9 protein-coding genes are annotated in these 13,666 nt (G+C 67.1%); all 9 read right to left on the bottom strand.

Annotated elements, in window-relative coordinates; all coding sequences use genetic code 11:
* Positions 1–4: 4 nt before the first annotated feature.
* Complete coding sequence (trxA, locus tag Q0082_RS15035; protein ID WP_298194137.1) at positions 5–325, bottom strand: thioredoxin; 321 nt, start codon at positions 323–325, stop codon at positions 5–7.
* A 66-nt stretch (positions 326–391) separates the two neighbouring features.
* Entirely contained in the window at positions 392–3,904 is a 3,513-nt protein-coding gene (addA, locus tag Q0082_RS15030; RefSeq protein WP_298194133.1) for a double-strand break repair helicase AddA, read from the bottom strand.
* Positions 3,874–6,855: a double-strand break repair protein AddB gene (gene addB / locus Q0082_RS15025; RefSeq protein WP_298194130.1), complete on the bottom strand. Its 2,982-nt coding sequence runs from the start codon at positions 6,853–6,855 to the stop codon at positions 3,874–3,876. The genes addA and addB overlap by 31 nt, the downstream gene beginning before the upstream one ends.
* Entirely contained in the window at positions 6,848–7,576 is a 729-nt protein-coding gene (locus Q0082_RS15020) for a nucleotidyltransferase family protein (protein WP_298194128.1), read from the bottom strand. Before Q0082_RS15020 ends, addB begins: the two co-directional genes overlap by 8 nt.
* Positions 7,573–8,580, bottom strand: a complete 1,008-nt coding sequence (locus Q0082_RS15015) for a phosphotransferase (protein WP_298194127.1) — start codon at positions 8,578–8,580, stop codon at positions 7,573–7,575. The genes Q0082_RS15020 and Q0082_RS15015 overlap by 4 nt, the downstream gene beginning before the upstream one ends.
* Positions 8,577–9,026, bottom strand: coding sequence for a tRNA (adenosine(37)-N6)-threonylcarbamoyltransferase complex ATPase subunit type 1 TsaE (gene tsaE, locus Q0082_RS15010; protein ID WP_298194125.1), 450 nt, complete (start codon positions 9,024–9,026; stop codon positions 8,577–8,579). The genes Q0082_RS15015 and tsaE overlap by 4 nt, the downstream gene beginning before the upstream one ends.
* Positions 9,027–9,039: 13 nt before the next feature.
* Positions 9,040–11,400 (bottom strand): PAS domain-containing sensor histidine kinase, encoded by a 2,361-nt coding sequence (locus Q0082_RS15005; RefSeq protein WP_298194123.1) that lies wholly within the window; start codon positions 11,398–11,400, stop codon positions 9,040–9,042.
* A gap of 166 nt (positions 11,401–11,566) precedes the next feature.
* A complete protein-coding gene (gene ahcY / locus Q0082_RS15000) occupies positions 11,567–12,976 on the bottom strand; it encodes an adenosylhomocysteinase (RefSeq protein WP_298194121.1) in 1,410 nt (469 codons plus the stop codon).
* A 142-nt stretch (positions 12,977–13,118) separates the two neighbouring features.
* Positions 13,119–13,637 carry a hypothetical protein gene (locus tag Q0082_RS14995; protein WP_298194119.1) on the bottom strand — a complete coding sequence of 173 codons (519 nt, stop codon included), beginning with the start codon at positions 13,635–13,637 and terminating at the stop codon, positions 13,119–13,121.
* Positions 13,638–13,666 lie beyond the last annotated feature (29 nt).

Below are 13,666 nucleotides of genomic sequence, written 5' to 3'. Positions count from 1 at the left end.
TCGGTTAGAGTACGCTCTCCAGCCAGCCCTTGAGCTGGCTCTTCGGTGCGGCGCCGAGCTTCTGGGCGACGGCCTTGCCATCCTTGAACAGCACCATCAGCGGGATCGACTGCACGCCGATTTCGCCGGGGATCGCCGTGTTCTCCATGATATCCATCTTCACGATGGAAACCTTGTCGGCAAGCTCGTCCGAAATCTCCTCGAGCGCGGGGCCGATCATCTTGCAGGGGCCGCACCAGTCCGCCCAGAAATCGACAAGTACAGGCTTGTCGGAGCCGAGCACATCGGCGGCGAAGCTGGCATCGGTAACGGCTTTGGTGGCCATAGCAGGGAACTCCTTTGGGTTGGTCCGGTATGTAAGCGGTCTGGCGCGCGGCGCAAGAAAGCAGCGCTAAAAGCTTTCCTGCGCGCCCTGAAGGGCTGGCTTGTGCGCCGCGATCACGTCCTCGGGAATCACGATCAACAGCGGCGTGTGGGTATAAAGTAGCGCCGCCTCGATCTGCCGCCCGGGATAGATCACTTCGAGCGCCGCAACATAGGCTGCCATCTGCCTGAGGCTGGCCACTGGAACATCGGCGATTGCTTGCGGCGGGCGGCGGTCGGTCTTGAAATCGACCACGCGGACGTGGCTCTCTGCAAGCAGCAACCGGTCGAGCGTTCCGCTCACCACGCGTTCGCCGACCACGGCCGCAATCGGCACTTCCGCCAGCGAGCCGGGACCGAACACTTCGGCCCAGGCCGGCTCCGCAAGGACCCGCAGCGCCGCGGCCGCCATGGCTTCGCGGGCATCTGCATCGAAATCGGCGGCCATGCGATCAAGCCACCGGCGCGCCGCCTCCCCGCGCTGTTCAGGAGCGAGTTCCGGCAGTCGTTCGATCAGCTTGTGCAGCAGCGTGCCGCGCCGGGCGGCGAGGCGGGCTGCCGGGCCGGGAGGCGACGGCGGATCGGAGGCATCACCCGCCTCCCCTAGCCCCGAAGGCGCCAGCGGACGCGGCGGGCGCGGTTCGGCAGGGAGCGGCGCGGCGAGCCAGTCCGGCAGCGGCTCGTCAGGGTCGGTCGGCGGCTGCACCTTGGCAACCGAAGCCGGCAAGGGGCCCAGCCCGCCCAACTGCCGCGAGGCACCCCAGATCGGATCCTCCCGCCAGGCACCCTCCTCTTCGCCAAACAGCGGCGCAAACTGCGCATACCAGCTCTCTTCGGGCGGCTCCTTGGCTCGGCTGCCCAAGGCCCCGGCGATGAACAGCGCTTCCTCGGCCCGGGTCATCGCCACATAGAGCAGCCGCCAGTGTTCCTCGCGTTCGGCTTGAGCCGCGCGTTCGGCCGCTTCGCGCACGGGGCCGGCCTTCTCGGCCTTGTTCAGGGGCGGCAGCGGCACCTTGCGCCGATCTTCGAGAACCGCCTCTTCCAGCGAGAGATCGCGCAGCCGCGAGGCATCCGGATCGGCGGCAGCATCGGCGAGAATGACAATCGGCGCCTCCAGCCCCTTCGAGCCGTGCACCGTCATAACCCGCACAAGATCGGCCTTCTGGCCCGCCTCGCGCTTAAGTTCACCATCGCCGGCATCGAACCATTGCAGGAAGCCGACGAGGCTCGGCGTCTGGCTAGTAGCATAAGCCGAGGCGGCATTGATCAGCTCGTCGATCGGATCGTTGGCTTCGGCCCCAAGCCGCGCGACCAGCTTGCGCCGCCCCTGCCACGGGCCGACCAGCAACCAGTGCAGCAGCTGCGCCGGCGTGCCGAAATCAGCCCGGCCAAGCGCCCCGCGCAGTTGCTCCATCGCCGGGTAAGTGGCGGGGCCTTCGTTGGCCCGCAAGTGGTCCCACAGCCGGACGCCCTTGTCGCGGTAGCCGTGTTCGAGAAGCATGTCCTGCGACCAGCCTATCAGTGGCGAGACCAGCAGCGCCGCCAGATTGAGATCATCGAGCGGCTGCGCGCAGAAGCGCAGCGCGGCAACAAGGTCCTTCACCGCGAGCGGTGCGCCAAGCCGCAGGCGGTCCACACCCGCCACCGGCACCCCGCGCGCGTGGAGCCGCGCAACGATCAGCCCAGCGAGCGCCTTGCGCGAACGCACAAGCACCATGATGTCGCCCGGCGTTGCCCGGCGCGGGCCGCCCTTGTGGAGCGGGAACCCGTCATCGAGCCACTGGCGCACCTGCTGCGCGATCTGGTCGGCCATGATCCGGTCGGGCCGCGAGAGCCACGCCTCTCCGCCTTCGTCACCCTCGCCGGGGGGCGCCTCTTCGTCTTCGTCCACCGCGCCGCCGACGGTCCGCCACAGCGTGACCATCCCGGGGCGCCCCTCGTCGCCCTGATGCTGCTCGGGCGCTTCGGGAAGCCCGAAGCGATCGGGCCCAATTGCCGCGATCGCACGGTCGACAAACGCCAGCACCGAAGCAGCAGTGCGATAGGAACGTCCCAGCCCCAGCGGCAGGAGCTCCCTGGAAGGATCAGCTGTAACCTCAGCCAGCGCACCGAGCTCGCGTCGCACCCGTTCGCGCGCGGCGGCAAAGTTTTCGGGGCTGGTGCCCTGAAAACCGAAGATCGCCTGCTTGTAATCACCCACCACGAAGAGCGTGCGCAGGGCCTCCTCGCTCTTCTGGCCTTCGCCGCTGAAGAAATCGCCTACCAGCCCGTCGAGGACGATGCGCCACTGCGCCGCGTTGGTATCCTGCGCCTCGTCGACCAGAATGTGATCAAACCGGCGGTCAAGCTTGTAGCGGATCCATTCCGCCGGGGCACGCTTGGTGAGGAGGTCCGCCGCCGCGCGGATCTGGTCATCGAAATCGATGAAGCCTTCGCGTGCCTTGGCTTCGGCCCACGCAAGCGCGAAGCGGCGGCCCAGTGTGAGTGCCGGATCAAGCCGGGCGGCCAGATCGACCAGCGCCCGCATTTCCTGCACGCGCTGCAGGTCCTCGATCACGCACAGTTGATAGTCGGCGTAGTTTGGTTCGTGCTTCTCAAGGTTTTTCGATGAGCGCGGCTGCCCTGCCTTGGTGAGGAACACCTCGGCAAAGCCGTCCAGCCCGGCGATCCGTGCGGCCGGTGCGGCATCCAGCCAGTCCTGCATCACCGCAGCCGCATCGAGCCCCGTCCGTGCCCCCCAGCGCCGATTGGCCTCCATGCAGATTTCGACCGCGCGCACATCGAACACGCTGTCGCGCACCAGATCGGCAAGGCCCGCCCCGTCTTCCTCGGCATCGAGCCCGAGCAGCCGGTTGATGCGTGGACGCAGTGGCGGCTGCCAAGCCCCCGGACCGTCCCAGAGGTCATGCGCCGAGGCGCAACGCAGCAGGAAGGCGGGCACGGCATCCTCGCCCATGCGCAGGCTGAGGTCTTCGAGCGCGTCGAACAGCGCCTCGTCGCCCTGCTCCTCCGCTTCGATCAGCAGATCTGCCAACACCTCGCGAAGCAGGAGATCACGGTCGCGGTCCTCCATTGCGCGGGTGCCCGGCACGAGCCCGGCCTCGGCGGGAAATGCGCCCAGCAGCCACTGCGAGAAGGCGTGGATCGTCTCGATCCTCAGCCCGCCGCCGGGGCAATCGAGCACTGCGGCAAACAGGCTTCGCGCGCGGGCAACAGTCTGCGGCCCCATCGACGCGCCGATATCGCCTAGCTCGCGGGCAAGCTCCGTTTCCGGCAACCGCACCCAGCGCGCCAGCACATCGTTAACGCGCGTCGCCATTTCGGCTGCGCCCGCCTTTGTGAAGGTGAGGCACAGGATCTGATCGGGCGAAACGCCATCCTGCAGCAGCAGTCGCAGCACGCGCGCGGAAAGCACCTGTGTCTTGCCCGTCCCGGCGGAGGCCGAGAGCCAGACCGTGCGCCTCGGCTGCACGGCAAGGCGCTGGTTGTCCTTGAGCGGATAGACCTTGCTCACGCTCCGCCCTTCCCCCGGCCCTGCCATTCTTCAAGCCGCATCAGCTGATCATAGTCGGTATAGCCTGGAAGGTCGGGGTTGGGCCGCGCGGTGAAGGGTTCGCTGCCCAGAATCCACTTCTCGATGGCCTCGGTGAGATAGCGCAGCGTTTCGGGGACGAACGCATCCCGCGGTAGACCGTTCTTCTTCCTGCCCTCCGGGACAGGCTCCTCGCAGTACCCGAACACATCCGACTTCTTCTGCAGCGACCAGTACTCGAAGCCATAGACCTTGCCGCCAAGGCCCTCGAACCCGCCGCGCTCTGCAATCAGGGCGACGAGGCCGAGCTGAAGGGAATAGCCTTCCTGCACCATCTTGCCCGATGGCGGCTTTCCGGTCTTGTAGTCCACCACCGCCAGCGTGCCGTCGGCAAGGCGGTCGATCCGGTCGGCCCGGCCATGGAGCTTCACACCCATGATCTCGGTAGCCCCGGTCTTCTCCCACAGCACTGGCACCCGGCCCTGCAGCGCAAGGCCGGCATTGTAGTCTTCGACCCATTGCAGCGCCGCCAGCAGCCTTGGCCGCCACAGCCCGCGCATGAACGGATGCGCACTCATTTCAGCCAGCGTGCGCTCCGCCAGCGGCAGAAGTTCGCCGCGCTTGCTGCCGCCTTCATGCCATAGCCGCAGCACTTCATGTACCGCGGTGCCGCGCCATGCCGGCGTCGGCGCGGCGTCGAGTTGATCGAGCGTGCGCAGGCCAAGGATCGCCGACGCATAGAACTGGTAGGGATCGCCGCGCAGCCGGTCGAGCGCGGTCGAGGCTATGCTGACGCGGCGCTGCTCCGCGCTGGGCATCGGCGCTGGCTGCGGATAGGCCGGCGCAGGCGGTGCCTTGTCGAGCGCGCGGGCAATGCGCACCGCTGCGGTCTCATGCTGCAACTCGCGGCCCAACATCGCGCGGATGCGTAGCAGAAAGCGTGAGGGGATCACCGGCCCCGCCGCATCGCGCGCCGCATGGCTGAGCACGACTTCGGGGGCACCCAGCGCGGCAGCCAGATCATGCGCGGCAAGGCCAATGCGGAAATCGGCGCCCGGAATGCCCAGAGCGCGCAGCACCGGCGGCGCGAGCAGAGGGTCGGGTGCGGGCGACGCTGGCCACTTGCCCTCGGTCATGCCGGCGCAGATCACCAGTTCCGCGCGGCTCATCCGCGCTTCGAGCAGACCGTAGATCGAAAGGCGCGGATGGCCGCCATAGGGCGGGCGCACCGCGATCTCGCCCAGCGCATCGCTGAGCAGCGCGTGGAGATCGGCACCCTCAACCGGCAGTCCGCTGCCTAGCGCCGCCTCGCGCCATTGCTCGACAAAGGCGGCCAGCGCGCGGCCGTCCGCCTCGGCCCAGATGGCGGGTCCGCACAGCGCCTCGGCCACTTGCGCAAGCGTATCGAGCCCCCTACCCAGCGATGGCGGCGCGGCATCGTCGAGAAGTGGTTCGAGCAGCGCTGCGGTCTCATGCCACCACGCGGCAAGGCCCGGATGCTCCTTCCCCTTTGCCAGCACCGCGCTCCGCACGGCGGCGAGACCCGGCCCAGGCCGCGGCCCGCGCAGCACGAGATCGAGCTCGCGCACACGCTCGAGCCATGCCGCGCGCCCCTCCCCGCGGCGCACCAGCGGATGGCCGAGCAGCGCCAGCAAGGGCACCGGTGCGGCTGCAGTTGCGGCAATCTCGGCGAGTTGCAGCAGCACCCGGCCAGCGGGCATCTGCGACAGCGGACGGCCGGCGGTATCGTCTGCAGCAATGCCCCAGCGCTCCAGATGGGCAACCAGCCGCTGCGCCAGATCGCGGTCAGGCGTGATGACCGCGACGCGCCTTTCGGGTTCGGCCAATGCCTGCCGCACCAGCACCGCAATGGCCTGCGCTTCCTCCTCGGGGTGCGCGGTTTCCATCAGGCGCACGCCGGAAAGCCGCCGAGCTTCTGCCGGCAAATCAGCCCAGATGGTGCTCGCCTCAGGTGGCAGGAACAGGTTCGAAATCGCGCGGCTACGCTCGGGCGGCGCAGCCGCCGGGCCGGAGCGGTGCCACGACTGCACTTCGCCGCGCGCAATCCCCATGCGCGCAAGCAGGAGCTTGAGGTGATACTGCGGATGCGTCGCCACATCACCGCGCGCGAAAACGGGCGCATCGGGGCGATCCGTATTGCCCGCCGCGCCAAGCGCATCCCAGATTGACTGCGGCAGCGCGAGATCGAGATCGGGCAGGATGACCGCGCCGTGCGGCAGATCGGCTACCACCCTCAGCAGACGCGCTACCGAAGGCGCGGCAGACGTCACGCCTGCCGCAACCACCGGCTGAGCTGGCGGCTGGCTGCGCCAACGCTCCGCCACGTGCGAGAGGAGCCGGTTGCGCCGCACCGGCGCATCGATTTCGCCGCGAGCCTCGCAGCGCGCGCGCCAGTGCACCAGAATACGCGCGAACTGCGCCGTCCCGCGCTGCCAGTGCTCGGCGAGGTCGCCGACAAGCCCGACCACGTCGGGATCGAGAAGGTCCTCCAGATCGACATCCTCGACTGCAAGCCGGTCCATCGCCTGCGCCAGCGACTGCGCCTGCCGCAAGAGCCCCGGCGCCGAGGTCGCGCGGGTTTCAGGATCGCTGCGAAGCATCTCCGCCAGCGCCAGCAGGCGTGCAGTGGGATCGGCGGCCGGTGGCAGGTCGGCGCCTTCGCCGAGCGGATCGAGCAGCGGGCCCAGCGTCTCATCAAGATCAAGCTCGCCCACCACCGCCATGCGCGGCAGCAGGAGCCCGCCGCCGCCATCTCCGCCGCTGGCGCGGATAAATGCCTCGGTAACGATACGCACCGCGCGGCGGCTCGGCAGCAGCAGAGTCAGCCGGGCAAGGCCAAAACCATCCTCGTGATACCGCGGGATCAGGCCTGCCACGAGTGCGTCGGCAAAGCCGCGGTGCGCGGCAATGGAATAGACGTTAGGTTTGCGATCAGCCACGCTGCAAGGCGGCTTCGGTCGGCGCAATCATTTCGGGCGCGCCGACTTCGAACCAAAGGCCGCTATGCGATATCCCGTAGAGCCGGCCCTCATCGATGGCGCGATCCCACAACACTCCGGTCGAGAACGCACCCGATGGCGCATCGCGCAGCAGGCGCTGCGAAACGATCTGGATGCCGGTATAGATGAACGGCGCTACCCGGCCGGGCTTGCGCCGGCTGATCCGGCCAAGCGGATCGAGGTGGAAATCGCCACGCCCGGTATAGTTGAACGCCCGCGCATGGCTGACGAGCAGCAGCAGCGCATCCATCTGCTCCGGGTCCCATGCGGCACTGAGCGCGGCAAACACGGTCTGCGGGCCATCGAGCCAGACATTGTCGCTGTTGAGGCAGAAGAAGGGATCGGCATCGATCAGTGGCAGAGCCTTCAACATCCCGCCGCCCGTCTCGAGCAAGGCTTCGCGCTCGTCCGATACCGCGATCACCGGCGCGCTGCGCTGTGCCAGATGCGCCTCGATCTGCCCGGGAAGATAGTGAACGTTGACCACTGCGCGCGAAACCCCGGCCTCGACCAGCTTGTCGAGACTGTGGTCGATCAGCGCGCGGCCGTTGACGCGAACCAACGGCTTTGGCCGCGTCGCGGTAAGCGGGCGCATCCGCTTGCCAATACCGGCGGCGAGCACCATCGCGACGTCGCTGGCCAAGGAACGCTGCTTGCTCATGCGTTGTATGTCCCGCCGAAGCGCTCACGCAGGTCAACGGGCACGTTGGCATCAAACCAGCGCGCGACCGGCGCCAGCGCCGGATGCGCCAGATCGCGCTCCAGTAGAGCCCAGACACGCGGGATATAATCGAGGTAGCGCGGCTTGCCGTCGCGCTGCCACAGCCGCACGAAGATGCCGACGATCTTGGCGTTGCGCTGCGCGCCGAGCCGAGCGTAGTCCTCGGCGAAATGGGCGTCGGCGCCGCTCGCGGCGATGTAATGATCGAGCATCGCCCGCTCCAGCGCCGGATCGACATCACGCCGCGCGTCCTGCAGCAGCGAGACGAGATCGTAGGCGGCATGGCCAACCAGCGCATCCTGAAAATCGAGCAGGCCCTGCTTGCCGAGACCGCCATCAAGCATGATGTTCTCGGCGTGATAATCGCGCAGCACCGTCACACCAGGGCGCTGGCGCGACAGCAGCGGGCCAAGCACTTCTTCCCACGCCCGCGTCCATCCTGCGAGATCGACACCAAGCCCCTGCACCGGGCAGTACCATTCCACGAACAGCCGCGCCTCGCGCTGGTATTCCGCCAGCGAATAGAGTGTGAACGGCCCAGGCGGAAGGCGGTGCAGCTGCACCAGCGCGTCGACGGCATGCGAATAAACCTCGCGCTCGTCCTGCGGCCAGGCATCGAGATACTCGCGCATGCGGACTTCGCCGAAGTCCTGCAGCAGCACGAAACCGCTGGCCACGTCCTCTGCAAAAATCTGCGGCGCGCGCATGCCGTTGGCATCAAGCCAGCGTGCCGCGCGGATGAACGGCTCGGGATCCTCGCCCGGCGGCGGCGCATGCATCAGCATCGCCGTCGCAGCGGGGCGGCGCAGGCGGAAATAGCGCCGTGCCGAAGCATCACCCGGGATCGGCTCGACCACGGAGGTGCCCCAACCAGCGGCAGCTAGAAACGGGTGCGCCCCTTCGGGAAGCGCGCTTTCAGGGGCCTGTGTAGCAGGTGAGGTCACTTCCATCCCCTGCGCTCTAGCCAATGCGGCCCTGCCTCGACAATGGCGACACGCTCCTTTTCGAGGATTTCGAGCCTTATCGACAAGCAGGCTGGTTCCTGCGCGAAGCCGCCGGCATGTTCCGGCCATTCGGCAATCAGCACGGCATCGGCGCGGTAGTCATCGAGACCGAGTTCGACCACCTCTTCAGGGTCCTCAAGCCGATAGAAATCGGCGTGGACAACCCGCAGCCGCAGTGCCGGCGGATCATAAACTTCGATGATCGCGAAGCTCGGGCTCGGCACTTCGCCCGCATAGCCGAGCGCTGCAATAATCGCGCGCGCCAGCGTCGTCTTGCCCGCGCCAAGCCCGCCGCTCAGCGCCACGACGTCGCCCGGATGCAGCAGCGCCGCAATGCGCCGGGCGAGCGCATCGGTTGCGGCAAGATCGGGCAGCGGAATGATCATGTGCCAGACTCTATCACGGAAGTGTCACCATCGCGCTCGTCCCCTCGCCCTTTTCTGACAGAAGTTCAAAGCTTCCGCCGTGCGCCGCGACCAGCTGGCGCACCAGCGGCAACCCGACCCCGCCGCGACGCTCGACCGACCGGCCATCCGCGCTGATCTTGAGCCCTTCGAGGGCGCGGGCCAGCTGCGCCGGGTCCATGCCTTCGCCATTGTCGGAGACAACCACCTGCAGGGCACCCTTGCCGGCCTTGCCGCCCTTTCGGCGCGAGGCCTCGACAAGGATGCGGCCGCCGTTGGGTGTCGCGGCGATGGCATTGTCGATCAGCTGGCCAAACAGGCGCCGTAGCCGCTTGCGGTCCCCGGTCGCAGTACCGATGGCCGGGCTGCCGCGCAGATCAAGCGTGATCCCCGCCGCCGTCAGCCGCTCCGCGCGTTCGCGCACCACGTCTCCCAGCAGCGGGAACAGGTCGACCGGCTCGGCGGCAAGCGGCAGCGTTCCGGCCTCGCTCTGCGAAAGGTCGAGCACATTCTCGATTTGCTCGCCAAGCCGCTCGACCGACGTGAGGATCGCGCTGACATACTCCTGCGCCTGCGGTGTCAGTTCTCCCGCCATGCCGCTCTGCAGGAGCTCGGCAAATCCGCCGATCGAGGTGAGCGGCGTGCGGAATTCATAGCTCATGTTGGCGATGAAGCGCGTCTTCACCGCGTCCGCCTCGACCAGCGCAGCATTGCGTTCGCGCAGCGCCGCTTCGGCCTTCTCGGAATCGGTGATGTCGAGCACGGTGAGGAGGCCGTTGCCATCGGGCAGCGGCACCCCGGCAATCGCGAAAGAGCGCCCGTCGGCGAGCAGAATGCGCCCGCTCTGCTGCTTGCGCTCCAAGGAGGCGGACTGGATCACCTGGCCGATCGTGCTGACCTGCGCGGGCCGCTTGAGCAGCTTGGCGATCCGGCTGAGCAGCACGTCGGCGCGCGGATGCGTGGCGAGAAACTCCTCCTCGAGCCCCAGTTCGCTGGCAAAGCGCCGGTTCCACAGTTGAAGACGGCCATCGGGCCCGAACACCGCGAGCGATTCGAACAGGTTGTCAAACGTCGCCGTACGGGTGCGCAGCAGCGTATCGCGCGTTGCAGAAAGCTGCAGCTGCTCGGTGCGGTCCTCGAAGATCATGAGCAGGCCGCCATCCGGCATCGGCTGTCCGATCACGCGCAGGTGGGTGCCATCGCCGAGGTGCCAGGATTCCTCACGCGGTTCGCGCGAAAGGAACCAGCCCTGCCGTTCGCGCCGCCATTCCGGGAAGTCGCGCACTTCGGGTAGGCGCGCGCTGTCACGCATGCGGTCGAGCACACGATCGAACGGCGGGGTATCGACCACCCAGGCCTGCGGCACGCTGAAGATGCGCAGGAACGGCTGGTTGGCGAAGACCAGATTGCGCTTCTCGTCGAACTGCGCGATCCCCGCCGAGAGCGTATCGAGCATTTCGCGCTGCGCCTCGCGGAAGCGGCGGAACTGGCGCTGCAGCTCTTCCATTTCCTCGGTATCGACCGCGTAGCCCGCAACGCCGTCATCGCCCAGCGGCAGGTCCGAAACGCGGATCGAGCGCCGCTGCCCGCCGATGGTCGCAGAGACCACCCGCTCGATCGGCAGACGGCGACTGAAAACCTGCTGCGCAATCTTGGCCGCGCTCACGCCGTCGATCGGCTCGATCAGTTCGGTTCCGGCGGCGACCACATCCGCCGCGCTCGCGGCGCCCACCGCCTTCACGTAGGCACTGTTGACGAGGCGCAGTGCCATGTCCGGCCCGCGGAACCACATCGGCAGCGGCGCCGCCTCGATCAGACCCGCCAACGCGGAAAAATCGGCGCGCGCAGACGCGGCTTCGGCGCGCAGGCGGCGCAGTTCGGCCACGCTGTCGCTAAAGTCGAAGAACCACACCAGCGCTGCGCCACCGGGCGAGACTTGCGGGTCCGCCAGATGCCCACGTGCGCCTAGGCTGCGCTGGCCGCCGCGCGGGGTGAGCGCCAGCTCGAACGGCGCTCCGGTCTTCTGCGCCTTGCGCACTGCATCGCTGAGCTGCGAAAGCTGAACCTCGTCGAGCCCCTTCTCACCTGCGTCGAGTTCGCTGAGGTATCCCGGCACGGCATCGAGACCGAACCATCCGGCCAACCGCGATGGCCCTTCGATTCGGCCATCCGCCCGCACCAGCAGGGGCAGAGCGGGTGCTTCCTCGATCATGCGCGAGAGGCGCCGGGCAAGGCGCTGCGTCGCCTCGGCCCGGGCCAACCGTCCGCGCGCGGATAGCACTGCCCACGCGGCTGCCAGCGTCCAGGCAGCAAGGACCAGCGCAACGAGAACAAGGGCAAACGGCGGCAGGACCATCGCTGCTTGGCTAGGGTGCGGCGCGTCAAAATACAATGTTACAGAAGCCACAAGCTGTGGGATTGATGTGGCATTAGCGGTCCGCATACGAAGAAGGCCCGCGCAGCTGCGCGGGCCTTCCTGATTGCAGCGGCGCCAAGGCCCCTGCGTGTGCCTGAGGCTTGGCTCAGTAGCGGTAATGATCCGGCTTGAACGGACCCTGCTGCGAGACACCGATGTAGGACGCCTGCTTCTCGGAAAGCGTCGTCAACTGAACGCCGAGCTTGGCAAGATGCAGCGCCGCGACCTTTTCGTCGAGGTGCTTGGGAAGCACGTAGACTTCATTCTTGTACTGATCGGCCTTCGTGAACAGCTCGATCTGCGCCAGCGTCTGATTGGTGAAGCTTGCGCTCATCACGAAGCTGGGGTGGCCGGTGGCGCAGCCGAGGTTCACCAGGCGGCCCTTGGCGAGCACGATGATCTGCTTGCCGTCGGGGAACTCGACAAGGTCGGTGCCCGGCTTCACTTCAGTCCACTTGTAGTTTGACAGCGCCGCGATCTGGATCTCGCTGTCGAAGTGGCCAATGTTGCACACGATCGACATCGGCTTCATCGCCTTCATGTGATCGGCGGTGATAACGTCTTCGTTGCCGGTCGCCGTCACGAAGATGTCGCAGCGCTTCACCGCTTCTTCCATGGTGACGACTTCATAGCCTTCCATCGCCGCCTGCAGCGCACAGATCGGATCGATTTCGGTGACCATCACGCGCGCGCCGCCCTGGCGGAGCGAAGCGGCCGAACCCTTGCCAACATCACCAAAGCCCGCAACGCAGGCAACCTTGCCGGCCAGCATCACGTCTGTCGCGCGGCGGATCGCGTCGACCAGCGATTCCTTGCAGCCATAGAGGTTGTCGAACTTCGACTTGGTCACGCTGTCGTTCACGTTGATCGCGGGGAACGGCAGCTTGCCATCCTTGGCGATCTGGTAGAGCCGGTGGACGCCGGTGGTGGTCTCTTCGGAGACGCCCTTGATGGCCTTCACCGAAGCGGTGAGGTAGCCCGGCTTCTTCTTCAGGAACGCCGTCAGCGCGCGGACGAACTCGATTTCCTCGGCGTTGCTCGGCTCGAACAGCGTCTCGCCCGCCTCGACGCGCGCGCCCCACAGCGCGAACATCGTGGCATCGCCGCCATCGTCGAGGATCATGTTGGCGGTGAGATCATCGCCCCAATCGAAGATCGACCCGACGTAGTCCCAGTAATCGGCCAGGCTCTCGCCCTTCACGGCGAAGACCGGGATGCCGGCAGCGGCGATGGCGGCCGCGGCGTGGTCCTGCGTCGAGAAGATGTTGCAGGTCGCCCAGCGCACTTCGGCGCCGAGTGCGACAAGCGTCTCGATCAGCACGGCGGTCTGGATCGTCATGTGGAGCGAACCGGTGATGCGCGCGCCCTTGAGCGGCTGCGAAGGGCCGAACTCCTCGCGCAGCGCCATCAGACCGGGCATTTCGGTCTCGGCAATCCTGATCTCGGCGCGCCCGAAGTCGGCAAGGCCGATATCGGCGATCACATAGTCTTTTCGGGCGTCAAGCACGCTGGCCACGAGGCAGTCTCCAAGATTGCATTTCAAACGACAAAAAGCCCGCCGGGAGGTGGGCTCGCATGCCACCCCCTTAGCGGGCCTCTCGTCTTTGCGCAATTGGTATATAAAGAAGTCTTTATATCACCCCGCGGCGAACCCGCAGCTATTTGCGGCGGACGGGCAGCGAGGCCACCGCCACCTGCACCGGGCAGGCCTCGAGCGCCACATCCTCGCCAACCAGAGTTTCGGCTGCGGACACCAGCGCCTCGCCGCCGCTCTCGGCCAGTGCGGCAGTCACCTCGGCCAGATCGCCGCAGCCATAACCTGCCTGCTCGCCATATCGATTGGCCATGCGCACGCTTGCCCGGTCGAGCGTGTCGAGCGCGCCGACCGAACCCAAGCGCCCGCGCATTTCGCCAAGAATAGCCATGTTTGCCTTGCCCAGCGCGGGCCGGTGGCGAAGCAGGAAGCGGTCGTAGGCGGCACGATAATCCTGTCCGGTGCTGCGGCAGCGCAACGAGCCGACCATCAGCATGACATCAAGCTGCCTGAGCTTTGCCGCCCGAACGAGGTCGGCCGACCAGCATGTTGGCGCCGCGCTGGCGGATGTCGTGGCCGACGCCACCATCGCGCAGGCGATGGCCCCGCCGGTGATCGTACGTGAAAGCTTTTCATGGCGCATGTCCCGAATCTCCCCTCAAAGCCTCCCAG

It is taken from the genome of Novosphingobium sp. (genome assembly GCF_027489515.1).
Taxonomy (GTDB): Bacteria; Pseudomonadota; Alphaproteobacteria; order Sphingomonadales; family Sphingomonadaceae; genus Novosphingobium.
Note: the sequence above shows the minus strand (reverse complement) of the source record. Positions and strands in the feature narration are given on the sequence as shown.

Bases quoted from the DNA above. Each gene is read 5' to 3' on its own strand.
- trxA (WP_298194137.1), bottom strand. From the start codon at position 325: ATGGCCACCAAAGCCGTTACCGATGCCAGCTTCGCCGCCGATGTGCTC.
- addA (WP_298194133.1), bottom strand. From the start codon at position 3,904: ATGGCAGGGCCGGGGGAAGGGCGGAGCGTGAGCAAGGTCTATCCGCTC.
- Q0082_RS15020 (WP_298194128.1), bottom strand. From the start codon at position 7,576: ATGAGCAAGCAGCGTTCCTTGGCCAGCGACGTCGCGATGGTGCTCGCC.
- tsaE (WP_298194125.1), bottom strand. From the start codon at position 9,026: ATGATCATTCCGCTGCCCGATCTTGCCGCAACCGATGCGCTCGCCCGG.
- Q0082_RS15005 (WP_298194123.1), bottom strand. From the start codon at position 11,400: ATGGTCCTGCCGCCGTTTGCCCTTGTTCTCGTTGCGCTGGTCCTTGCT.
- Q0082_RS14995 (WP_298194119.1), bottom strand. From the start codon at position 13,637: ATGCGCCATGAAAAGCTTTCACGTACGATCACCGGCGGGGCCATCGCC.